This window comes from Leisingera sp. ANG-M7 (genome assembly GCF_000813965.1).
In the GTDB taxonomy this organism is placed as follows: domain Bacteria; phylum Pseudomonadota; class Alphaproteobacteria; order Rhodobacterales; family Rhodobacteraceae; genus Leisingera.
Window position 1 is genome coordinate 1 of sequence record NZ_JWLI01000034.1, and the last position, 23,031, is coordinate 23,031.

At 62.2% G+C, this 23,031-nt stretch carries 18 protein-coding genes and 1 tRNA gene; 16 read left to right on the forward strand and 3 right to left on the reverse strand.

Annotated features, from left to right (window positions below; all coding sequences use genetic code 11):
- Positions 1 to 313 precede the first annotated feature (313 nt).
- Positions 314 to 886: an NYN domain-containing protein gene (locus tag RA26_RS21570; protein WP_241482713.1), complete on the forward strand. Its 573-nt coding sequence runs from the start codon at positions 314 to 316 to the stop codon at positions 884 to 886.
- A 37-nt stretch (positions 887 to 923) separates the two neighbouring features.
- Here the strand turns inward: RA26_RS21570 and RA26_RS21575 are convergent, their stop codons facing one another.
- Positions 924 to 1,649, reverse strand: a complete 726-nt coding sequence (locus RA26_RS21575) for a lysophospholipid acyltransferase family protein (protein WP_241482714.1) — start codon at positions 1,647 to 1,649, stop codon at positions 924 to 926.
- Positions 1,650 to 1,823: 174 nt separating this feature from the next.
- Here RA26_RS21575 and RA26_RS21580 point away from each other — a divergent pair.
- Positions 1,824 to 1,899, forward strand: a tRNA-Trp gene (locus RA26_RS21580).
- Positions 1,900 to 1,959: 60 nt separating this feature from the next.
- On the opposite strand, the gene RA26_RS21585 is transcribed toward RA26_RS21580, so the two are convergent.
- Complete coding sequence (locus tag RA26_RS21585) at positions 1,960 to 4,077, reverse strand: O-linked N-acetylglucosamine transferase, SPINDLY family protein (protein WP_039187475.1); 2,118 nt, start codon at positions 4,075 to 4,077, stop codon at positions 1,960 to 1,962.
- Positions 4,078 to 4,302: 225 nt separating this feature from the next.
- Here RA26_RS21585 and secE point away from each other — a divergent pair, with 225 nt between their 5' ends.
- The 11 genes from secE to RA26_RS21635 all read left to right on the forward strand — a co-directional run bounded on the left by secE (position 4,303) and on the right by RA26_RS21635 (position 18,784).
- Positions 4,303 to 4,500: a preprotein translocase subunit SecE gene (gene secE, locus RA26_RS21590; protein WP_019298606.1), complete on the forward strand. Its 198-nt coding sequence runs from the start codon at positions 4,303 to 4,305 to the stop codon at positions 4,498 to 4,500.
- 217 nt (positions 4,501 to 4,717) lie between these two features.
- Positions 4,718 to 5,251 (forward strand): transcription termination/antitermination protein NusG, encoded by a 534-nt coding sequence (gene nusG, locus RA26_RS21595; protein ID WP_039187477.1) that lies wholly within the window; start codon positions 4,718 to 4,720, stop codon positions 5,249 to 5,251.
- A gap of 153 nt (positions 5,252 to 5,404) precedes the next feature.
- On the forward strand, positions 5,405 to 5,893 hold the full coding sequence (locus tag RA26_RS22845; RefSeq protein WP_193747651.1) for a hypothetical protein: 489 nt from the start codon (positions 5,405 to 5,407) through the stop codon (positions 5,891 to 5,893).
- Between the two features lie 182 nt (positions 5,894 to 6,075).
- A complete protein-coding gene (rplK, locus tag RA26_RS21600; RefSeq protein ID WP_039134872.1) occupies positions 6,076 to 6,501 on the forward strand; it encodes a 50S ribosomal protein L11 in 426 nt (141 codons plus the stop codon).
- 1 nt (position 6,502) lies between these two features.
- Positions 6,503 to 7,201: a 50S ribosomal protein L1 gene (gene rplA / locus RA26_RS21605; RefSeq protein ID WP_039187479.1), complete on the forward strand. Its 699-nt coding sequence runs from the start codon at positions 6,503 to 6,505 to the stop codon at positions 7,199 to 7,201.
- Positions 7,202 to 7,328: 127 nt separating this feature from the next.
- Positions 7,329 to 7,763, forward strand: coding sequence for a hypothetical protein (locus RA26_RS21610; protein WP_039187482.1), 435 nt, complete (start codon positions 7,329 to 7,331; stop codon positions 7,761 to 7,763).
- Positions 7,764 to 8,108: 345 nt separating this feature from the next.
- Complete coding sequence (gene rplJ, locus RA26_RS21615) at positions 8,109 to 8,627, forward strand: 50S ribosomal protein L10 (RefSeq protein WP_029205089.1); 519 nt, start codon at positions 8,109 to 8,111, stop codon at positions 8,625 to 8,627.
- A gap of 81 nt (positions 8,628 to 8,708) precedes the next feature.
- Entirely contained in the window at positions 8,709 to 9,083 is a 375-nt protein-coding gene (gene rplL / locus RA26_RS21620) for a 50S ribosomal protein L7/L12 (RefSeq protein WP_039187483.1), read from the forward strand.
- Between the two features lie 248 nt (positions 9,084 to 9,331).
- On the forward strand, positions 9,332 to 13,468 hold the full coding sequence (gene rpoB / locus RA26_RS21625) for a DNA-directed RNA polymerase subunit beta (RefSeq protein ID WP_039187485.1): 4,137 nt from the start codon (positions 9,332 to 9,334) through the stop codon (positions 13,466 to 13,468).
- A 53-nt stretch (positions 13,469 to 13,521) separates the two neighbouring features.
- Positions 13,522 to 17,763 (forward strand): DNA-directed RNA polymerase subunit beta', encoded by a 4,242-nt coding sequence (gene rpoC / locus RA26_RS21630; protein WP_039187487.1) that lies wholly within the window; start codon positions 13,522 to 13,524, stop codon positions 17,761 to 17,763.
- A gap of 136 nt (positions 17,764 to 17,899) precedes the next feature.
- Entirely contained in the window at positions 17,900 to 18,784 is an 885-nt protein-coding gene (locus RA26_RS21635) for a DMT family transporter (protein ID WP_039187488.1), read from the forward strand.
- On the opposite strand, the gene RA26_RS21640 is transcribed toward RA26_RS21635, so the two are convergent.
- Positions 18,753 to 19,580, reverse strand: a complete 828-nt coding sequence (locus RA26_RS21640) for a putative rhamnosyl transferase (protein WP_039187490.1) — start codon at positions 19,578 to 19,580, stop codon at positions 18,753 to 18,755. The genes RA26_RS21635 and RA26_RS21640 overlap by 32 nt on opposite strands.
- A 373-nt stretch (positions 19,581 to 19,953) precedes the next feature.
- On the opposite strand from RA26_RS21640, the gene rpsL reads away from it, so the two are divergent.
- The 3 genes from rpsL to fusA are packed head-to-tail and all read left to right on the forward strand — an operon-like array spanning position 19,954 to position 22,947.
- Positions 19,954 to 20,325, forward strand: coding sequence for a 30S ribosomal protein S12 (rpsL, locus tag RA26_RS21645; RefSeq protein ID WP_008204009.1), 372 nt, complete (start codon positions 19,954 to 19,956; stop codon positions 20,323 to 20,325).
- A 15-nt stretch (positions 20,326 to 20,340) separates the two neighbouring features.
- Positions 20,341 to 20,811 (forward strand): 30S ribosomal protein S7, encoded by a 471-nt coding sequence (gene rpsG / locus RA26_RS21650; protein ID WP_019298618.1) that lies wholly within the window; start codon positions 20,341 to 20,343, stop codon positions 20,809 to 20,811.
- An 18-nt stretch (positions 20,812 to 20,829) separates the two neighbouring features.
- Positions 20,830 to 22,947, forward strand: coding sequence for an elongation factor G (fusA, locus tag RA26_RS21655; protein ID WP_039187492.1), 2,118 nt, complete (start codon positions 20,830 to 20,832; stop codon positions 22,945 to 22,947).
- Positions 22,948 to 23,031: the final 84 nt, after the last annotated feature.

Genomic DNA, 23,031 nt, shown 5'->3' on the forward strand with positions numbered 1-23,031 from the left:
GTGTCCAAAATCACCGAGTAAGACGGCTTTGCCGTCCGGCGGGCGGCAGTTGGTTTTGCGCAGCAAAATCAATGAGAGCCCGCACCGGTGAGAAAATAGAAAGGGCCTCCCCCGGGAGGCCCTTTTTCTATGCGGCAACCCGGAACAGGGCAGGGCGCGCCTCCCCGCTTTGCCGGAGGCAAACCTCTGGTTCGGCGCAGGCCGGGCGCGGCCCGAACCCGGGGCATCCGGGCGGCATGTTACTGGAGCAACCGGCAAGACTGCCGCAAGGCAGAGATGTGAACCGGAAGGTCTTTAAATCCCGCCTCGCATCTTGCATAAGCAGATCATCCTCCGGATTAATCTCCCTATGCCTGAATTCCTCTTTCTCCTCTTTCTTACTGGTTTGCTCTGCGTCCTGCTGTTCCTGCGCAAGCGGGAAAAGCCGGACCGGCCTGCTGCCAAACGCCGGCGGTCGGCCATCGCGTCTCGCAAGAGGCTCGCCATTATTGACGGCTCCAACCTTTTGTACTGGAAGGACAGCGCGCTATCGCTGGACCCGGTCCGGGAGGCGATCCAGCTGCTGAAGGCAGCTGGCTACACGCCTTGTGTGATCTTTGATGCCAACGCCGGTTATCTGGTCGAGAACCGTTATCTCGACGGTCCGGGCTTTGCCAGGCGCCTCGGCCTTTCCCGCCGCTATGCGCATGTCGTGCCGAAAGGCCGGCCGGCAGATCCCTTTATCCTTGGGTTGGCGCGGGACAGCCGTGGAATCGTGATTTCGCGGGACAGGTTCCGGGACTGGGCGGAAGACTATCCAGCCGAAACCGGGCCGGACCGGGTCGTGCGGGGCGGGTACCGGAGCGGCAGGCTTCAGCTGAACCTGAACCGCGTGCCGAAGATCTGAGAGGGAAAGGAGGCCATGAACGGCCCCGGACGCCCGCTCAGCCCGCCTGCGACTTCGGATCCTCACCGCTGCGCCCCGCCGCCGCGTCCGCCGCATCGGTAATGGCATCCAGCGACGCCTCCAGGCTTCGCCGCAGCATCTCCACCTGCTCGTCGCTGGGCTTCTTCGGCACTTCATCCGTCCATTCCCGGCACATCAGCACGCCGCGGGAAAAGGGTATTGGCAGCATCTGCCGGTCCCAGGTCGGCAGCTTCATCACCTTTTCCTCGGCAAAGGCCACGGTGAACACCCGGCAGCCGGTCATCCGGGCCCAGACCACCGGCACGGTGGAAGAAACCCGCGCTGGCCCGCGCGGGCCGTCGGCGGCGATGCCGATGGAGCAGCCCTCCCTGGTGCGGCGCAGCACCTCGCGCGACAGCGCCACATGGCGCTTGTGGCTCGACATCGGGATGGTCTCAAATCCCAGGCGCACCAGGATCTGCCCGGCCAGCCGCCCGGCGCGGGCGGCGGAGGTCAGCGCACAGATGCGGCCCAGCGAGGTGTCAAACAGATAAGGCGCCATGATCAGCCGCTGGTGCCACAGCACAAAAATCACCGGCTCGCCGCGGCGCACACAGGCGTCCATTTCCTCGAACCCGCTGCGGGTCCAGCGGGAGGTGCGGAAGGCGAATCGCACATAGGCGGCAAACAGCCCCTCCACGGCGCGGTTGACCTTTGGGCTGTCGGCGATTTTCTTTCTGAGGCTCACGGGGCTACGGCTCATTCCTGCAGGGGGCACAGGGGCTTGGCCCCGGCATTTGCCCCGTCATACTGCATGGCTGCGCCGGGGCAAAGCCCAGGCTAAGCCCGGTGGCGGCAAAGCGTCCGGGCAGCGCAAGAAAATGCGCTTTTCCCTCTTGCCTCTGCAGCGCGCCTGCCGTAGGACATGCCGCACCACAGGGGTATAGCTCAGTTGGTAGAGCGACGGTCTCCAAAACCGTAGGTCGCGGGTTCGAACCCTGCTGCCCCTGCCATTTTCCCGCACATCGCCGGTCCAGCACTGCCCTTTCGGGCAGGACGTTTGGCGTGTCTTGTCACTCCAGCTCCAGATGGGCCGGTGCCAGCCCCTGTTGCTGCCGTTCGCAGGCGGCGTCAAAAGCGCGCTCCACTTGGCGGGCCAGCCGTTGCGGGCTGAACAGCGCCGCGGTTTGCTGCCTGGCGCGCAGCGTGCTGCGCAGGCTGGCGGCGGCGGCACTGTCTGCTGCCAGTTCCGCGGCCTTGGCCTCATAGTCCTGCATGTTTTCGGCAATCATCTCCGGCAGTCCGGCGGCCTGCAGCAGGCTGGCGGAGGTGCGGGCGGCGGATTGCTGGCCGGGCAGGGTGAGGACCGGCACGCCGGCGGCCAGGGCATCGCGGGCGGCTGCGGCGGCGTTCACGGTGAATGTGTCCAGGGCCAGATCCGCCAGCGGCAGGCGGGCTAGGTGATCATCGCGGCCCGCGGCGGGGGCAAAGACCAGGCGGTCCGGGTCAATCCCGCGCGCAGCGGCTGCACGGCGCAGGTTCGACACGGCATGGTCGCCGTTGCCTGCCAGCCACAGCACACTTTCCGGGGCACCGTGCAGCAGGCGCATCCAGATATCGAATTCCTGCGGCGTGATATGGCTGCCGCCGACAAAGCTGCAGAACACGAAGCCCTCCGCGGGCAGGCTGCAGGCGGCGCGCTCCGGGGTGGGGGAGAGCACTGCGGGTTCAACGGCCTGATGGCCGTCGCTCAGGCGCAGCAGGTGCTCGTTGTGGTAGCGTTCGCTGCCGGGCGGGCAGGCGTCGGCGTCGCTGATCAGGTAGTCATATGCAGCCGTGCCCATGGTGCCGGGGTAGCCTGGGAACAGGATGTGCAGCGGCGCCAGGCGGGCGGCGAACAGCGGCAGCGCGCCGCCGCCCGAGTAGCCGGAGAGATCCACGGCGGCGTCCAAATGGTCTGCCTTCACCGCCGCCGCCATCTGATCCGGGGCGCTGGCATCCAGAACCTTGAGGCCATCAAATTTCTGAGCTGCGCTGTCCGGCAGGCCGGTGCCAACCGCATAGATAAGGATGTCAAAGCGGCTATCATCGTGGGTCGCAAGCATTCCGCCGTGCTGCTCCAGCACCGCCGCGGCGTCGCGGGCAGCGAAGAAATAGCCGATGCGCAGACGTTCAGGGCGCTGGCCTGCGGGCGGGGTGCTGTTCAGCTCTGCCGCGCCGAACAGTTCGCTGGCGTAGGACTGGGCGCGGGCGCGCAGGAGGTCGGGGTTGTCTTCCATCAGCATCAGGGCGCTGGGATCGCAGCCCGGGCCGCGCAGGCCCAGCAGGCGGCGGTATTCGCCGTATTCCGGCAGCCATTTCCAGTCGCAGAGCTCTGCCAGGACATGCAGCCGCTGGGTACGGGCGCGGTCGTCTGAAGGATTGGCCTTCAGCACCTTGTCGAAACAGGGCAGGGCAGCGGCATAGGCGCCCTCAGCCTTCAAGAGCAGGCCCAACTGATACCGCGCCTCCGTCAGGGCGGGGTTCAGGCGGACGGCCTGGGTGTAGTGTTCCTTGGCATCTTCGGCGGCGCCCTGCTGGTTCAGCAGGCCGGCCAGCGTGACATGCAGCGCGGCGTCATGCGGTGCCAGCTTCACCGCCTTGCGCAGCATGGTTGCGGCGCGCTGGCTCTGGCCCTGCTTGATCAGCACCTCTGCCTTGCCGTGCAGCGCCTGCAGGCAGCCGGCTGTCAGCATCAGCGCCTTGTCAAACAGCGCCATGGCATTGTCCAGCTCGCCGCGGGCGGCCTTGACCCGGCCCATGGCGGCATAGGTGCCGGCGGCACGGGGATTGATCCCAAGCGCTTTGTTCAGGCAGGTGGCGGCATTGTCCAGATGGCCGGCGGCCTGGTGGCAGCGGCCCAGGAAGTCCCACAGGAAATGCGATTCGCGGAAGGTCTTGAGCAGTGCGCCGCAGCTTTCGGCGGCTTCGAAATGGCGGCCCTCTGCCAGCGCCTCCTCCAGCCCGGCCTGATGCACCGGCGACGGATCGGTCTGCGAGTCCAGCCGTTTGCGCAGCCCCTCCAGCGCGGATTGCGCGCGCTTGTTGCGGGGATTGCGGGACAGGATGCCGGCATAGGCCATGGCGGCATCTTCAAACTTGGCGTCGCGTTCGAACTGTTCGGCCTCGGACAGGGAATTGGCTGGTGTCATGGCTTCCGATCTCAATAATTCACACGGTCCGGCCCCCGGGCGGCGCGATGGGCCGCAGGGAACCTCTGGAGTCAATTTTGCCAGTAGTGGATTAAAATTGGATTGACCCGGCGTTCGCTGCCTGCGCAACACCCGCAACGGGCAGGGCAGAAGGGCCGCAGGGCTTGAATTCACGGGCCGCTCCGGTTACATCGCCCTGACTGCTAGCAGAGAGACACCCCCAGTATGGCAACTATCAACCCCGTTCAGTTCATCCAGCAGGTTCGCGCCGAAGTCTCCAAGGTCGTCTGGCCGACCCGCCGCGAAGTGCTGCTTACCACGGTCATGGTGTTCATCATGGCGGCGCTGACGGCGCTGTTCTTTGCGCTGGTGGACCTGCTGATCCGCTTTGGCCTGCAAGGGCTTCTGGGGATGTTCGGCTAAGTCCGCAGCGGTACTTGGGCTTTGGGGCCGCAATTGCTGCGCTGCACTTGATCTTGGCAGCGATGGGCGGTACCTGAGCAGGAATTATTGAGGCGGGCGTGCAGCGATTCGGTTTGCACGCCGCTTTTTGTTGGAGAGCGCAGCCCCGGGGCTGCAGCGGAATGAACAGGCAGCGGCGCGGCAAGTGGCCCGCCCGGCAGAACAAGGACAACGGTTCATGGCGAAACGGTGGTATTCGGTCAGCGTTCTTTCGAACTTCGAAAAGAAAATCGCAGAGCAGATCCGCACCTCGGTCGCAGAACAGGGCCTTGAGGACGAGATCGACGAGGTTCTGGTCCCCACCGAAGAGGTGATCGAGATCCGCCGCGGCAAGAAGGTCTCGACCGAGCGCCGCTTCATGCCCGGCTACGTGCTGGTGCATATGGAAATGTCCGACCGCGGCTATCACCTGATTTCCTCGATCAACCGCGTCACCGGTTTCCTGGGCCCGCAAGGCCGCCCGATGCCGATGCGCGACGCAGAGGTGCAGGGCATCCTGGGCCGCGTCGAGGAAGGCGTCGAGGCGCCGCGCACCCTGATCCACTACGAAGTGGGCGAGAAGGTGAAGGTGAACGACGGCCCGTTCGAAGATTTCGACGGCATGGTTGAAGAGGTCGACGAGGACAACCAGAAGCTCAAGGTCACCGTGTCGATCTTCGGCCGCGAGACCCCGGTGGAACTGGACTTCACCCAGGTGACCAAGCAGAGCTAACCGCGACCGGTTTTGCATAAGCTTCGAGTTATAGTTAGGCATCCGCATCGCGGGTGCCTCTTTTCGTTTTGAAGAGATGTTGCCTTCACCCGGACTTAGGTTCAGCTTGTTGGGGTAAAGTTTGAACGCTCTATTCTCAAAGGCCGATTGGAAATGAGTTTTTTGCCTTCTGCGGCTTCCCGTGCCTTCGCAGCAGTTGCTTTCCTGGGTGGTTTGGCTGGCTGTGAAACTGTCACGCCTGTTCCACCCTCTGAGCCGGAAAGAGCTTCTGCAGTGTCAGAAGCATCAGTAAGGACGATAGCATTTGCGGCAGAATGGGCGCCGCAAGAAGCTAAGGTTGCTGCTCAATGCTTGGTGGAGGGGCCTGAATTCAAAACATTTTTCGCTACACCGGCAAAGTTGAAAATACCTGTTGATGATAGCGGACGTGCTGCATTGACGCTTGTTCGTTGCGACTACAATGGCGTACGAGCGGAATGGACCGCGATTCCAGGTGTAAGAACGATGCATGTGAATGCGCGTTTTGGCGGCACAGGTCTTCTGGGTGAGAACACGCTAATCTTTGGCCGCTTGCCGGGGCAGGTCCAGTACTTTGTGTTGGATGGTAAGCTTATCTCGGTTGGCAACGCACCGGCTCCCTGAGCAGATCATTGGAGTTTCACATTTTCATGCCTTGAGTCTGAATTGCGATCTGTGTAAGAGCCCCAGATATCGTCTTCGGGCGAGATTCTCTCGTGGGAGATGAATGGGTCGCGACCCTGAAATCCGACCACGCAACATTCTCCGGGCAGGACGCGTCCTGTCCTCGTTGAAAGGAAAACCAAATGGCTAAGAAGCTTGTTGGTTCGATGAAGCTGCAGGTTCCTGCAGGTCAGGCAAACCCCTCTCCGCCCGTCGGCCCGGCCCTGGGTCAGCGCGGCATCAACATCATGGAATTCTGCAAGGCGTTCAACGCCAAGACTGCAGACATGGAGCCCGGCGCGCCGTGCCCGACCGTGATCACCTACTATCAGGACAAGTCCTTCACCATGGACATCAAGACGCCGCCCGCGTCTTACTACCTGAAGAAGGCGGCCAAGGTGAAATCCGGCGCGAACAACCCGTCGCGTGAAACCGTCGGCACCGTGTCCGTGGCCCAGGTGAAAGAAATCGCCGAAGCCAAGATGAAAGATCTGAACGCCAACGACATCGACGCGGCAATGCAGATCATCCTGGGCTCCGCCCGCTCCATGGGCATCGAGGTGAAGTAAGATGGCAAAGCTCGGTAAACGCACCCGCGCCGCGCGCGAAGCTTTCGCAGGCAAAGAAAACCTGTCCGTGGAAGAAGCAGTTGCCCTGGTGAAAGCCAACGCAACCTCGAAGTTCGACGAGACCGTCGAGATCGCCCTGAACCTGGGCGTTGACACCCGTCACGCAGACCAGATGGTCCGCGGCGTGGTCGGCCTGCCGAACGGCACCGGCAAAGACATGCGCGTTGCTGTCTTCGCCCGCGGCCCGAAAGCGGACGAAGCCACCGCGGCAGGCGCAGACATCGTTGGCGCAGAAGACCTGATGGAAGCGATCCAGGGCGGCAAGATCGACTTTGACCGCTGCATCGCCACCCCGGACATGATGCCGGTCGTCGGCCGTCTGGGCAAAATCCTGGGCCCGCGCAACCTGATGCCGAACCCGAAAGTCGGCACTGTGACCATGGACGTGAAAGCGGCCGTGGAAGCAGCCAAGGGCGGCGAAGTCCAGTTCAAAGCGGAAAAAGGCGGCGTAGTGCATGCCGGCGTCGGCAAAGCGTCCTTCGACGAAGCCAAGCTGGTCGAGAACGTCCGTGCCTTCGTGTCGGCTGTGGCCAAAGCCAAGCCGGCCGGCGCAAAAGGCGCCTACATGAAAAAGATCAACCTGTCCTCGACCATGGGTCCGGGCATCACGGTTGACGTGGACAACGCTGTCACCGAGTAATCGGGCGTACAGTTGAAGTCAGGAGGCCCGGCGGATCTGATCCTGCCGGGCCTTCTTTTGTTTTGCTTCTTTCTTTGATGTTGTTTTGCCCACTTCCAGTCGGGAGGAGGGGGCGGGTGGAGATCTGATGATTGGGCTTGCAATATTCTTGTCGGTTGCGGCCTTGTGCGCCGGAACCATTCTGGGCATTGCCGCGCTCAGCAGGCGGCAATTTCTGAAGACCGCTGAACGGGCGTTTGTGCATGTTGCGCAAGTGCGTGTCCAGTGGGCTGAGAGGGCAGATAGCGAGGGGGGCTTGGAGCGCTACCGGCAGTATCAGCCGGTGCTGGAGGTGCATGGCGCTGAGGGGGCTTCGCAAAGCTATGCATCGCATGCCTGGCGGAACTCTTGCCCGCACCGTGCGGGTGATGTGGTACCGGGATATATCTGCAGGGTGACAGGGCGGATCGAGACCGAAGAGCTGCTGAATAGCGGCGGAGGCTTCCGCCTGATCTGCCGCGTGATCCTGGCTGCGGCGCTGGCGGGTCTGGCTGCCTGTGTGCTCTCGCCTTTGTGGCTGTGACCGCATGCACCCGAGGCCGGGGCTGCCGGCCGCCGCCTGGACACGCGGGAAATTGCCGCCTGAGGTGGATTTGCCCCTTGGAAATCCCTGTCAATGGGGCTAACTACGGCCTTGAGATAAAGCGTGCGATTCGTCGTGCGCTTTATTTCATTTCGTCCAAGATGGTGGGTGGCCTTTCGATCGGGCCTTAATTTCCCTCCTGAGACGGGTAAGACCAGGAAGATCGAGGGTTTTCAATCCCTCGGGCGACTTTGGCTCATCCCGTAAAACGGACCTGAACGCCGGGCCATCTGGTTCGGCAAATATGAGCCGGGATGTGCAAGCATCCCTAACTTGGAGAGAACTGTGGATAGAGCCCAGAAAGAGAAAGTGGTCGAGGAACTCGGCCAGATCTTCGAAAGCTCTGGCGTCGTGGTGGTAGCTCACTACGCCGGTCTGACAGTTGCCGAGATGCAGGATCTGCGCGCGCGTGCAAGCGACGCGAACAGCTCCGTGCGTGTTGCCAAGAACAGGCTCGCCAAAATCGCCCTCGAGGGTAAGCCGTGTGCAAGCATGGCCGGCCTGCTGACGGGTATGACCGTTCTGACCTACTCCGAAGATCCCGTGTCCGCTGCAAAAGTGGCCGAGGATTTCGCCAAGGAAAACAAAAAGTTTGAGATCCTTGGCGGCGCAATGGGTGAGAACGCTCTGGACCGTGCCGGTGTCGAAGCCGTGTCGAAAATGCCGTCCCGCGACGAGCTCATTGCTCAGATCGCAAGCTGCATTGGCGCACCTGCTTCCAACATCGCCGGCGCGATTGGCGCACCTGCAAGCAACATCGCAAGCATTCTTTCGACCATCGAAGAGAAGGCGGAAGCTGCGTAAGCGGTTGGCACTGAATGACTGGCGTGGGGCAAAAGCCCGCACGTTGGAACACACATACTGTAAACGGAAAGAGCTGATACAATGGCTGATCTGAAAGCACTCGCAGAAAGCATCGTGGGTCTGACCCTGCTGGAAGCACAAGAACTGAAAACCATCCTGAAAGACGAATACGGCATCGAGCCCGCTGCTGGCGGCGCTGTGATGGTTGCAGCTGGCGGCGACGCCGGTGGCGCAGCTGAAGAAGAAAAGACCGAATTCGACGTCGTTCTGAAGAACGCCGGCGCTTCCAAGATCAACGTGATCAAAGAAGTTCGCGGCATCACCGGCCTGGGCCTGAAAGAAGCCAAAGAGCTGGTCGAAGCTGGCGGCAAAATCAAAGAAGGCGTGTCCAAAGACGAAGCAGAAGACATCAAAGGCAAGCTGGAAGCAGCTGGCGCCGAAGTCGAGCTGGCCTAAGCACTGCCTCTGGTGCATTTCTGATGCATCGGAAATTTGGCTGGGTCCGGATTTTTCCGGGCCCAGCCGAACCTGTCTTAGAAAGGGCCTCATCCAAGAGGCGTTTTCTTAGGCGGAGTTCAAAGGATCGGGAGGCTGCCTTCGGGACGGTGGCCATGAATTGATCCGAACGCGCTGTCTCGTATGGGCAAGGAGCCGGGGCCCGGCGGCTTCCTTGACCGGTGAGAACTCGAAAGGTGACATCTGACATGGCTCAATCGTTCCTTGGCCAGAAACGTCTACGCAAATACTACGGCAAAATCCGCGAAGTGCTGGAGATGCCGAACCTCATCGAGGTGCAGAAATCTTCTTATGACCTTTTCCTGCGCTCCGGCGATGCAGCTGAGCCGCTGGACGGCGAAGGCATCAAGGGTGTGTTCCAGTCGGTATTTCCGATCAAGGATTTCAACGAAACCTCCGTTCTGGAGTTCGTGAAATACTCGTTCGAGAAGCCGAAATACGACGTCGAAGAGTGCATGCAGCGCGACATGACCTACTCGGCGCCGCTGAAGGTCACCCTGCGCCTGATCGTGTTTGATGTCGACGAAGACACTGGCGCGAAGTCCGTGAAGGACATCAAGGAACAGGACGTCTTCATGGGCGACATGCCCCTGATGACCCCGAACGGCACCTTTATCGTGAACGGCACCGAGCGTGTGATCGTGTCCCAGATGCACCGCTCGCCGGGCGTGTTCTTCGACCACGACAAGGGCAAGACCCACTCCTCGGGCAAGCTGCTGTTCGCCTGCCGCATCATCCCGTACCGCGGCTCCTGGCTGGACTTCGAGTTCGACGCCAAGGACATCGTCTTTGCCCGCATCGACCGCCGCCGCAAGCTGCCGGTGACCACCCTGCTGTACGCCCTGGGCCTGGACCAGGAAGGCATCATGGATGCCTATTACAACACCGTGCAGTTCAAGCTGGAGAAATCCCGCGGCTGGGTCACCCCGTTCTTCCCGGAACGCGTGCGCGGCACCCGCCCGACCTACGACCTGGTGGACGCTGCCACCGGCGAGATCATCTGCGAAGCCGGCAAAAAGGTCACCCCGCGCGCCGTCAAGAAGCTGATCGAGGAAGGCTCTGTCACCGACCTTCTGGTTCCGTTCGATCACATCGTCGGCAAATATGTCTCCAAGGACATCATCAACGAAGACAACGGCGCGATCTATGTCGAGGCCGGTGATGAGCTGACCCTGGAATACGACAAGGACGGCGAGCTGATCGGCGGTTCCCTGAAGGAGCTGCTGGACGCGGGCATCACCGACATTCCGGTGCTGGACATCGACAACGTCAACGTCGGCCCCTACATGCGCAACACCATGGCGCAGGACAAGAACCTGGACCGCAACAGCGCGCTGATGGACATCTACCGCGTGATGCGCCCGGGCGAGCCGCCCACCGTCGAGGCAGCCTCCGCGCTGTTCGACACCCTGTTCTTCGACAGCGAGCGTTACGACCTCAGCGCCGTTGGCCGTGTGAAGATGAACATGCGCCTGGCACTGGACGCCGAGGACACCCAGCGCACCCTGCGCAAGGAAGACATCGTCGCCTGTATCAAGGCGCTGGTCGACCTGCGTGACGGCCGCGGCGATGTCGACGACATCGACCACCTGGGCAACCGCCGCGTGCGCTCTGTCGGCGAGCTGATGGAAAACCAGTACCGCGTCGGCCTGCTGCGCATGGAGCGTGCGATCAAGGAGCGGATGTCCTCCGTCGAGATCGACACCGTGATGCCGCAGGACCTGATCAACGCGAAACCGGCTGCTGCCGCTGTGCGTGAATTCTTCGGCTCCTCGCAGCTGTCGCAGTTCATGGACCAGACCAACCCGCTGTCGGAAGTCACCCACAAACGCCGCCTGTCGGCGCTTGGCCCGGGCGGTCTGACCCGCGAGCGCGCCGGCTTTGAGGTCCGCGACGTGCACCCGACCCACTATGGCCGGATGTGCCCGATTGAGACCCCGGAAGGCCCGAACATCGGTCTGATCAACTCGCTGGCGACCTTTGCGCGCGTCAACAAATACGGCTTCATCGAAACCCCCTACCGGGTGGTCAACGAAGGCCAGGTGACCGACGAAGTGCACTACATGTCGGCGACCGAAGAGATGCGCCACACCGTGGCGCAGGCGAACGCGACCCTGGACGAGAGCGGCAAGTTCATCAACGACCTGGTGTCCACCCGTCAGTCCGGCGACTACACCCTGGCGCCGCGCGAAAGCGTGGACCTGATCGACGTGTCGCCGAAGCAGCTGGTCTCCGTTGCTGCCTCGCTGATCCCGTTCCTGGAAAACGACGACGCCAACCGCGCTCTGATGGGCTCGAACATGCAGCGTCAGGCGGTTCCGCTGCTGCGTGCAGAGGCGCCGCTGGTCGGTACCGGCATCGAGGAGAAGGTTGCGATCGACTCCGGCGCCGCCATCCAGGCGAAACGCGCAGGCATCATCGACCAGGTCGATGCGCAGCGTATCGTGATCCGGGCCACCTCCGATCTGGAGCTGGGCGACGCGGGCGTGGACATCTACCGTCTGCGCAAGTTCCAGCGTTCCAACCAGAACACCACCATCAACCAGAAGCCTCTGGTCAAGGTGGGCGACACCGTCCAGAAGGGCGAAGTGATTGCCGATGGCCCGTCCACCGATATGGGTGAACTGGCACTGGGCAAAAACGTGGTCGTCGCGTTCATGCCGTGGAACGGCTACAACTACGAAGACTCGATCCTGATCTCCGAGCGCATCGCGCGTGACGACGTCTTCACCTCGGTTCACATCGAGGAATTCGAAGTCGCCGCCCGTGACACCAAGCTTGGGCCGGAAGAAATCACCCGCGACATCCCCAACGTCGGCGAGGAAGCCCTGCGCAACCTCGACGAGGCGGGCATCGTCTACATCGGTGCCGATGTGGAGCCGGGCGACATTCTGGTCGGCAAGATCACTCCGAAGGGCGAAAGCCCGATGACCCCGGAAGAAAAGCTGCTGCGCGCCATCTTTGGTGAAAAAGCATCTGACGTGCGCGACACCTCGCTGCGCGTGAAGCCGGGCGATTACGGTACTGTGGTCGAGGTGCGCGTCTTCAACCGCCACGGCGTGGAAAAAGACGAGCGTGCGCTGCAGATCGAGCGTGAGGAAGTCGAGCGTCTGGCCCGTGACCGGGACGACGAGCTGGCGATCCTGGACCGCAACATCTATGCCCGCCTGCACGGCATGCTGCTGGGCAAAGTAGCGGTCAAAGGCCCGAAAGGCGTGCGTTCCGGCGCCCCGATCGACCAGGACCTGCTGGACAGCCTGTCCCGCGGCCAGTGGTGGATGCTTGCCCTTGAGGATGAGCAGGACGCCCAGGTGGTCGAGGCCCTGAACGAGCAGTACGAGGCGCAGAAGCGCGCCCTGGACGCCCGTTTCGAGGACAAGGTCGAGAAGGTCCGCCGCGGCGACGACCTGCCGCCGGGTGTGATGAAGATGGTCAAGGTCTTCATCGCGGTGAAGCGCAAGCTGCAGCCGGGCGACAAGATGGCCGGCCGTCACGGCAACAAAGGTGTGATTTCGAAAGTGGTGCCGATGGAGGACATGCCGTTCCTCGCCGACGGTACCCCGGTCGACTTCTGCCTCAACCCGCTGGGCGTGCCGTCGCGTATGAACGTCGGTCAGATCCTGGAGACCCACATGGGCTGGGCCGCACGCGGCCTTGGCATCAAGGTGGATGACGCGCTGCAGGAATACCGCCGCTCGGGCGACCTGACCCCGGTCCGCGAAGCGATGCACCACGCCTATGGCGACGATGTCTACGACGAAGGCATCGCCAACATGGACGAGGCCACGCTGGTGGAGGCCGCAGGCAACGTGACCCGCGGTGTGCCGATTGCGACCCCGGTCTTTGACGGCGCCAAGGAAGACGATGTGAACAACGCCCTGGTGCGTGCGGGCTTTGACCAGTCCGGTCAGTCGATCCTTTTCGACGGCCGTACCGGCGAGCAGTTTGCGCGCCCCGTGACCGTTGGCATCAAGTACCTCTTGAAGCTGCACCACCTGGTGGACGACAAGATCCACGCGCGTTCCACCGGCCCGTACTCGCTGGTCACCCAGCAGCCGCTGGGCGGTAAGGCGCAGTTCGGCGGTCAGCGCTTCGGTGAGATGGAAGTCTGGGCTCTGGAAGCCTATGGCGCCGCCTACACCCTGCAGGAGATGCTCACCGTCAAATCGGATGACGTCGCCGGCCGGACCAAGGTCTATGAGTCGATCGTCAAGGGCGAGGATAACTTCGAGGCGGGCGTGCCGGAATCGTTCAACGTTCTGGTCAAAGAAGTCCGCGGCCTCGGCCTGAATATGGAACTCCTGGATGCGGAGGTTGAGGAGTAAGGGCCCCGCGCCCTTCTCCCGCTCCCCCCTTCCGCAAGATTTGAGGTATCAAAATGAACCAGGAAATCACCAACAACCCGTTCAACCCGCTGACCCCGCCGAAGGTCTTTGATGAAATCAAAGTCTCGCTGGCCAGCCCGGAACGGATCCTGTCTTGGTCCTATGGCGAAATCAAAAAGCCCGAGACCATCAACTACCGAACCTTCAAGCCGGAGCGCGACGGCCTGTTCTGCGCCCGCATCTTTGGCCCGATCAAAGACTACGAATGCCTGTGCGGCAAATACAAGCGGATGAAGTACCGCGGCGTCGTCTGCGAGAAATGCGGCGTCGAGGTCACCCTGCAGAAAGTGCGCCGCGAGCGCATGGGCCACATCGAGCTGGCAGCCCCGGTTGCGCACATCTGGTTCCTGAAGTCGCTGCCGTCCCGTATCGGCCTGATGCTGGACATGACCCTGCGCGATCTGGAACGGGTTCTGTACTTTGAAAACTACGTTGTCATCGAGCCGGGTCTGACCGACCTGCAGTACGGCCAGATGATGACCGAAGAAGAGTTCATGGACGCCCAGGATGCCTATGGCATGGACGCCTTCACCGCCAATATCGGCGCTGAAGCGATCCGTGACATGCTGGCACAGATCGACCTGGAATCGGAAGCCGAAACGCTGCGCGCCGAACTGGCCGAAGCGACCGGCGAACTGAAGCCCAAGAAGATCATCAAGCGTCTGAAAGTCGTGGAATCCTTCCTGGAGTCGGGCAACCGTCCGGAATGGATGATCATGACCGTGATCCCGGTCATTCCGCCGGAACTGCGCCCGCTGGTTCCGCTGGACGGCGGCCGCTTTGCGACCTCCGACCTGAACGACCTGTACCGCCGCGTGATCAACCGGAACAACCGCCTGAAGCGGCTGATCGAACTGCGCGCGCCGGACATCATCGTCCGTAACGAAAAGCGGATGCTGCAGGAGTCTGTTGACGCGCTGTTCGACAACGGCCGCCGCGGCCGCGTCATCACCGGCGCCAACAAGCGTCCGCTGAAGTCGCTGTCCGACATGCTGAAAGGCAAGCAGGGCCGCTTCCGCCAGAACCTTCTGGGTAAGCGCGTCGACTTCTCCGGCCGTTCGGTGATTGTGACCGGTCCCGAGCTGAAGCTGCACCAGTGCGGCCTGCCCAAGAAGATGGCGCTGGAGCTGTTCAAGCCCTTCATCTATTCGCGTCTGGAGGCCAAGGGCCTGTCCTCGACCGTGAAGCAGGCGAAGAAGCTGGTCGAGAAAGAGCGTCCCGAAGTTTGGGATATCCTCGATGAGGTGATCCGCGAGCACCCGGTGATGCTGAACCGCGCACCGACGCTGCACCGTCTGGGTATCCAGGCGTTCGAACCCACGCTGATCGAAGGCAAGGCCATCCAGCTGCACCCGCTGGTCTGCTCGGCGTTCAACGCGGACTTTGACGGCGACCAGATGGCTGTGCACGTCCCGCTGAGCCTTGAGGCCCAGCTGGAAGCGCGCGTCCTGATGATGTCGACCAACAACGTTCTGTCGCCCGCCAACGGCGCGCCGATCATCGTTCCGTCGCAGGATATGATCCTGGGTCTCTACTATGTGTCCCTGGAGCGCGAAGGCATGCCCGGCGAAGGCATGGTGTTTGGATCGATCGAAGAGGTTCAGCACGCGCTGGACGCCGGGGTTGTGCATCTGCACACCAAGATCAAAGCGCGGATCAGCCAGTTCGACGAGGAAGGCAACGAGGTTCAGTCGCGGTTCGACACCACCCCGGGCCGTGTCCGTCTGGGCGCGCTGCTGCCCAAGAACGCCAAGGCGCCGTTTGAACTGGTCAACCGCCTGCTGCGGAAGAAAGAGGTTCAGCAGGTCATCGACACCGTCTACCGCTACTGCGGCCAGAAAGAGTCGGTCATCTTCTGCGACCAGATCATGACCATGGGCTTCCGCGAGGCGTTCAAGGCCGGCATCTCGTTCGGCAAGGACGACATGGTGATCCCCGACACCAAGTGGACCATCGTCGACGACACCCGCGATCAAGTGAAAGACTTCGAACAGCAGTACATGGACGGCCTGATCACACAGGGCGAAAAGTACAACAAAGTTGTCGATGCCTGGTCGAAGTGTAACGACAAGGTCACCGAGGCGATGATGAGCACCATCTCCGCTGACAAGCGGGATGAGAACGGCGCCGTGATGGAACCGAACTCGGTTTACATGATGGCCCACTCCGGTGCGCGTGGCTCGGTCACTCAGATGAAGCAGCTGGGCGGCATGCGCGGCCTGATGGCCAAGCCGAACGGCGACATCATCGAGACCCCGATCATCTCGAACTTTAAAGAAGGCCTGACCGTTCTCGAGTACTTCAACTCCACCCACGGTGCCCGTAAGGGTCTGTCGGATACCGCGCTTAAGACGGCGAACTCGGGTTACCTGACCCGCCGTCTGGTGGACGTGGCGCAGGACTGCATCGTTCGTGAGATCGATTGCGGCACTGAGCGTGCGATCACCGCCGAAGCGGCTGTGAACGACGGTGAGGTTGTGGCGTCTCTGGGCGAGCGCATCCTGGGCCGTGTGGCTGCGGATGATATTAAGCGTCCTGGCACCGAAGAGATCATCGTGGCCGCAGGCCAGCTGATCGACGAGCGTATGGCGGATGCCGTGGAAGAGGCCGGCGTGCAGTTGACCCGCATCCGCTCGCCGCTGACCTGTGAAAGCGAAGAGGGCGTTTGCGCCATGTGCTACGGCCGCGACCTGGCCCGCGGCACCCGCGTGAACACCGGCGAGGCTGTCGGCATCATCGCAGCACAGTCGATCGGTGAACCCGGCACCCAGCTGACCATGCGGACCTTCCACATCGGCGGCGTTGCCCAGGGCGGCCAGCAGTCGTTCCTGGAAGCGAGCCAGGAAGGCAAGATCGTCTTTGAGATGGCGCAGACCCTGGAGAACGCCAATGGCGAGACCCTGGTTGTCGGCCGCAACATGAAGCTGATTATCCAGGACGAGCACGGCGAAGAGCGCGCCAGCCACAAGCTGGGCTACGGCTCCAAGCTGTTCGTCAAGGAAGGCCAGGCCGTTGCCCGCGGCGACAAGCTGTTCGAGTGGGACCCCTATACCCTGCCGATCATCGCCGAGAAGCCGGGTACCGCCAAGTATGTCGACCTGATCTCGGGCCTGGCGGTCCGCGACGAGACCGACGAAGCCACCGGCATGACCCAGAAGATCGTGATCGACTGGCGTGCGGCGCCCAAGGGCTCTGACCTGAAGCCGGAGATCATTCTGGTTGACGCAAACGGCGAGCCGGTGCGCAACGATGCGGGCAACCCGCTGACCTACCCGATGTCGGTGGACGCCATTCTGTCGGTCGAAGACGGCCAGCAGATCATGGCAGGCGACGTTGTCGCGCGGATCCCGCGTGAAGGCGCCAAGACCAAGGACATCACCGGTGGTCTGCCGCGCGTTGCGGAACTGTTCGAAGCCCGTCGTCCCAAGGATCACGCGATCATCGCCGAAATCGATGGTTACGTGCGCTTCGGCCGCGACTACAAGAACAAGCGCCGCATCTCGATCGAACCGTCGGACGACACGCTGGAGCCGGTCGAATACATGGTCCCCAAGGGCAAGCACATTCCGGTTCAGGAAGGCGACTTTGTCCAGAAGGGCGACTACATCATGGACGGCAACCCGGCGCCGCATGACATCCTGTCCATCATGGGTGTCGAGGCACTGGCGAACTACATGATCGACGAAGTCCAGGACGTCTACCGCCTGCAGGGTGTGAAGATCAACGACAAGCACATCGAGGTGATCGTCCGCCAGATGCTGCAGAAGTGGGAGATCTCCGACTCCGGCGACACAACGCTGCTGAAAGGCGAGCATGTGGACAAGCAGGAGTTCGACGCCGCCAACGAGAAGGCCCTTGCCCGCGGCAAGCGTCCTGCTCAGGGCGAACCGATCCTGCTCGGCATCACCAAGGCGTCCTTGCAGACCCGCTCCTTCATCTCGGCGGCCTCCTTCCAGGAGACCACCCGGGTTCTCACCGAGGCTTCGGTGCAGGGCAAGAAGGACAAGCTGGTCGGCCTCAAGGAGAACGTCATCGTGGGCCGCCTGATCCCGGCCGGCACCGGCGGCGCCACCCAGCGGGTGCGCCAGATCGCCCAGGGCCGCGACAACGTGGTTCTGGAAGCCCGCCGCGAGGAAGCCGAAGCCGCTGCAGCCCTGGCTGCGCCGGTGATGGACGAGGACGTGATGGACGCAGGTCTCGACACCCTGGTCGATACCCCGGAAAGCCGCGACTAAGGTCCGGCGCCTGAGGCAGAAACAAAAAGCCCCCGCATGGTGACATGCGGGGGCTTTTCCGTTTCAGCGTCCGGGTCTATCAGTTGCGGGCAGGCAGGGAGGATGCAGCGATGGATATGTTCTTGGCAGGGCGGCGATGACACCGAACCAGACCGGGGCGCTGCTGATGATCGGGGCGATGGCGGCCTATACGTTCAACGATGCGCTGGTGAAGCTGATCGGCGGCGCGCTGCCGCTGGCGCAGATCCTGACCATCCGCGGTATCGCTGCCAGTTTCCTGATCTACCTGCTGGCCCGCCGCATGGGCGGGCTGCGCTTCCGCCTGCCGCCCCGCGCTTGGGGCATGATCACCTTGCGCTGCGCAGGCGAGGTGTCGGCCACCTACCTGTTCCTCACCGCGCTGATGGTGATGCCGATTGCCAATGTCACCGCGGTTCTGCAGGTGCTGCCACTCGCAGTAACGCTGAGCGCAGCCTTGTTCCTGCAAGAGCCGCTGGGCTGGCGGCGGATGGCGGCGATCGCCGCGGGCTTTTGCGGCATGCTGCTGATCGTGCGGCCGGGGCCGGAGGGATTCAGTGAAGGTGCGCTTTATGCGCTGGCCTCGGTGGCCTGCATCACTGCCCGCGATCTGGTCACCCGGCGGATGCCGCCGGAGGTGCCGTCGATGACGGTGACGCTGGCGTCGTCGCTGTCGGTGCTGGGGTTCGGCATTGCCCTGTCTGCTGCGGTGCCGTGGCAGCCGGTGACGGGGATGCAGATGCTGATCCTGACCGGCGCGGCGCTGTTCATCTTTGCGGGCTACCTGTGTTCTGTCATGACCATGCGGGTGGGTGAGATCGCGGTGATCGCGCCCTTGCGCTACAGCGGGTTGCTGTGGGCGCTGCTGCTGGGCTGGCTGGTGTTCGGCGAATGGCCGGACCTGCTGACGCTGGCGGGTGCGGCGGTGGTTGCCGGGGCCGGGATTTTCACTTTTTATCGGGAACGGCAGATCAGCCGCAGGAGCCGCTCAGCTGGGGTGTGAACGCCGCGCGCACATGGCTGGCTTTGATGCCGAACATCGTTGCGAACTCCCGCTCCTGTTTCGGGGCCAGCGGCACAACGTTTTCTGCCCCTGCATTGCGCTGGCGGGAATCGTTGTAGGTGTTGTGGCTGCGCACCCACATCGGCACATCGGTGATGGTGATCGACGGCATATGATGGTGGATGCGGTGGTGCCCGAAGTTCATGATCGTCTGGCGCACGCCGCCAGCCGCATACATTCCCAGCGCCGCCGTGAAATAGGACCGCACCGCCGGTTCTGAGGCCGCGATCCCCCTGGCGCCGAATTCAGCGATGTAGCCCCGGTTGAAGTCGATGGCGGCGATGGGTGTCTTTTTCAGCAGCCCGGCGCAATCCGCCGCGGTTTCCCTCAGCCGCTCAACAAACTCGACCGCCACCGCGTCGTCGTCATCGGCGCGGAACTGCAGGCAGGGCTGGTCCGGGTTGCGGCGGGCTGCATTCAGGATCTCTTTCATCACCTGCCGGTGGCGGCGCGGTGGCTCTGCCACGATCCGCACCTGCGGCATATCCGCAGTCAGATCCTGCAGGCGGCCGCGGTGATGCCGGGGCAGGCTGTCGCCGGTCACGATGATCAGGTCGAAATCCGCGTCGGTCTGCGCCCGCAGGGAGGGCAGGGCGACGGTTTCGAACAGCCGGAACCGCTCTTCCATCCGTTCCTCTGAGTAGAGATAAGCAATCCGCTCCGCCACAGTGTCATGCTCAACCTGAAACCCGCCAAGCGCCGGGTAGGAAAACCGGCACAGCCCGATGACCTGCATATCGAAATCCCATCTGTTGCAAATGCCTGCACCGGCAACTATGGCGGGTGGCACGCGTGCTGGCAACCATCGTACGAGGCTTGTCCGGCACTGATCCGGGCTGCTGCGCCCGGCTGCTGTTGACAACCCCCGCGACTCCCCATATACGCGCGCCTATCCGGCACCCGGAGTGTATTCTTCGTCAGCCGAATTCAAAATTGCAGTGGCTCAAGGTCCGGGCACTTTTACCACCCGGATCCTCTGTAAACACACCGCGTCGTCTCACCTCGGAATGGGAGCGATTGCGGTTTTTGCGCTTGTGGACGCACAGGTGCAGCGAAATCACCCGCACGCGCCGGCGTGCATGACAAGTTGCTAAACGGGGAATACCTGAATGCCAACGATCCAGCAGCTGATCCGCAAGCCGCGTCAGCCGAAGCGTAAAGTTTCGAAGTCCCAGCACCTCGAGCAGTGCCCGCAGAAGCGCGGCGTTTGCACCCGCGTGTACACCACCACTCCGAAGAAACCGAACTCCGCTATGCGGAAAGTTGCGAAGGTCCGCCTGACCAACGGTTTCGAAGTGATCTCCTACATCCCCGGTGAAAGCCACAACCTTCAGGAACACTCCGTGGTTCTGATCCGCGGCGGCCGTGTAAAAGACCTTCCGGGTGTCCGTTACCACATCCTGCGCGGTGTTCTGGATACCCAGGGCGTCAAAGACCGTAAGCAGCGCCGCTCGAAGTACGGCGCGAAGCGTCCTAAGTAAGAAGGAGAGGCTGATATGTCACGTCGTCACGCCGCTGAAAAACGCGAAGTTCTGCCCGACGCCAAGTTCGGCGACCGCGTTCTGACCAAATTCATGAACAACCTGATGATCGACGGCAAGAAGTCGGTCGCAGAGCGTATCGTTTACAACGCATTCGACCGCGTCGAAGGCAAGATCAAGCGCGCTCCGGTTGAAGTCTTCCACGAAGCGCTGGACAACATCAAACCGTCCGTCGAGGTCCGCTCCCGCCGTGTTGGCGGTGCAACCTACCAGGTTCCGGTTGAAGTCCGCCCCGAGCGCCGCGAAGCGCTGGCCATCCGCTGGCTGATCGCTGCCGCCCGCAACCGCAACGAAAACACCATGGAAGAGCGCCTCGCAGGCGAGCTGCTGGACGCCGTCCAGTCCCGTGGCACCGCGGTCAAGAAGCGCGAAGACACCCACAAGATGGCCGAGGCGAACAAAGCCTTCAGCCACTATCGCTGGTAAGCTAGAGGACATAGACCTATGGCACGCGAATATCCCCTCAACCTGTACCGCAACTTCGGTATCATGGCGCACATCGACGCAGGTAAAACCACCTGCTCCGAGCGCATCCTGTATTACACCGGCAAATCCCACAACATCGGTGAGGTGCACGACGGTGCAGCCACCATGGACTGGATGGAGCAGGAGCAGGAACGCGGCATCACCATCACTTCGGCTGCGACCACCACCTTCTGGGAACGCACCGAAGACGGCAAAACCGCTGACTCTCCGAAGCACCGCCTGAACATCATCGACACCCCCGGCCACGTTGACTTCACCATCGAAGTTGAACGCTCGCTGGCGGTTCTCGACGGTGCTGTCTGTGTTCTGGACGCCAACGCCGGTGTTGAGCCCCAGACCGAAACCGTGTGGCGTCAGGCTGACCGCTACAAGGTTCCGCGCATGGTGTTCGTCAACAAGATGGACAAGATCGGCGCTGACTTCTTCAATTGCGTCAACATGATCGAAGACCGCACCGGCGCCCGCGCGGTTCCGGTTGGTGTGCCGATCGGCGCCGAGAACGAGCTGGAAGGCCTGGTTGACCTGGTCAACATGGAAGAATGGCTGTGGCAGGGCGAAGACCTGGGCGCATCCTGGGTCAAAGCTCCGATCCGCGACAGCCTGAAAGACATGGCTGACGAATGGCGCGGCAAGATGATCGAAGCGGCCGTCGAAATGGACGACGACGCGATGGAAGCCTACCTGGAAGGCGAAGAGCCCGACGTTCCGACGCTGCGCGCCCTGCTGCGCAAAGGCACCCTGGAACTGGCCTTCGTTCCGGTTCTGGGCGGTTCCGCGTTCAAGAACAAAGGCGTTCAGCCGCTGCTCAACGCTGTGATCGACTACCTGCCCAGCCCGCTGGACGTTGTCGATTACATGGGCTTCAAACCCGGCGACGAAGAAGAAGTCCGTAACATTGCCCGCCGCGCGGACGATGAAATGGCGTTCTCCGGCCTGGCGTTCAAGATCATGAACGACCCGTTCGTCGGCTCGCTGACCTTCACCCGCATCTACTCCGGCGTCCTGAACAAGGGCGACACGCTCCTGAACTCGACCAAGGGCAAGAAAGAGCGCGTTGGCCGGATGATGATGATGCACTCGAACAACCGTGAGGAAATCACGGAAGCGTTCGCGGGCGACATTATCGCGCTGGCAGGCCTGAAGGACACCACCACCGGTGACACCCTCTGCGCCGTCAATGATCCCGTCGTTCTGGAAACCATGACCTTCCCCGATCCGGTGATCGAGATCGCGGTCGAGCCGAAAACCAAGGCCGACCAGGAGAAAATGTCCCAGGGTCTGGCCCGTCTGGCCGCCGAAGACCCGTCCTTCCGCGTCGAGACCGACATCGAGTCCGGTCAGACCATCATGAAGGGCATGGGCGAACTTCACCTGGACATCCTGGTGGACCGTCTCAAGCGCGAGTTCAAGGTTGAGGCGAACATCGGTGCGCCGCAGGTGGCCTACCGCGAGACCATCTCCAAAGAGGTCGAGCATTCCTACACCCACAAGAAACAGTCGGGTGGTTCGGGCCAGTTCGCCGAGGTGAAGCTGATCATCTCCCCGACAGAAGCGGGCGAAGGCTACTCCTTCGAATCCCGTATCGTCGGCGGTGCGGTTCCGAAGGAATACATCCCGGGCGTCGAAAAAGGCATCCAGTCGGTCATGGACTCCGGTCCGCTGGCAGGCTTCCCGGTGATCGACTTCAAGGTTGCCCTGATCGACGGTAAGTTCCACGACGTGGACTCCTCGGTACTGGCCTTTGAAATCGCCGCCCGCATGGGCATGCGTGAAGGCATGCGCAAGGCTGGCGCGAAACTGCTCGAGCCGGTGATGAAGGTCGAAGTGATCACCCCGGAAGAATACACCGGCGGCATCATCGGCGACCTGACCTCCCGCCGCGGCCAGGTGTCCGGACAAGAGAACCGCGGCAACGCAATCGCGATCGACGCGTTTGTGCCGCTGGCGAACATGTTCGGCTACATCAACACCCTGCGTTCGATGAGCTCGGGCCGCGCCCAGTTCACCATGCAGTTCGATCACTACGAGCCGGTTCCGCAGAACATCTCGGAAGAGATCCAGGCGAAATACGCGTAAGCGTCAGCAAATAAGGGGGTTCGCAAGTGTTGCGGACCTCCCTCGAAACAAAAGGAGGCCATCATGGCTAAGGAAAAGTTTGAA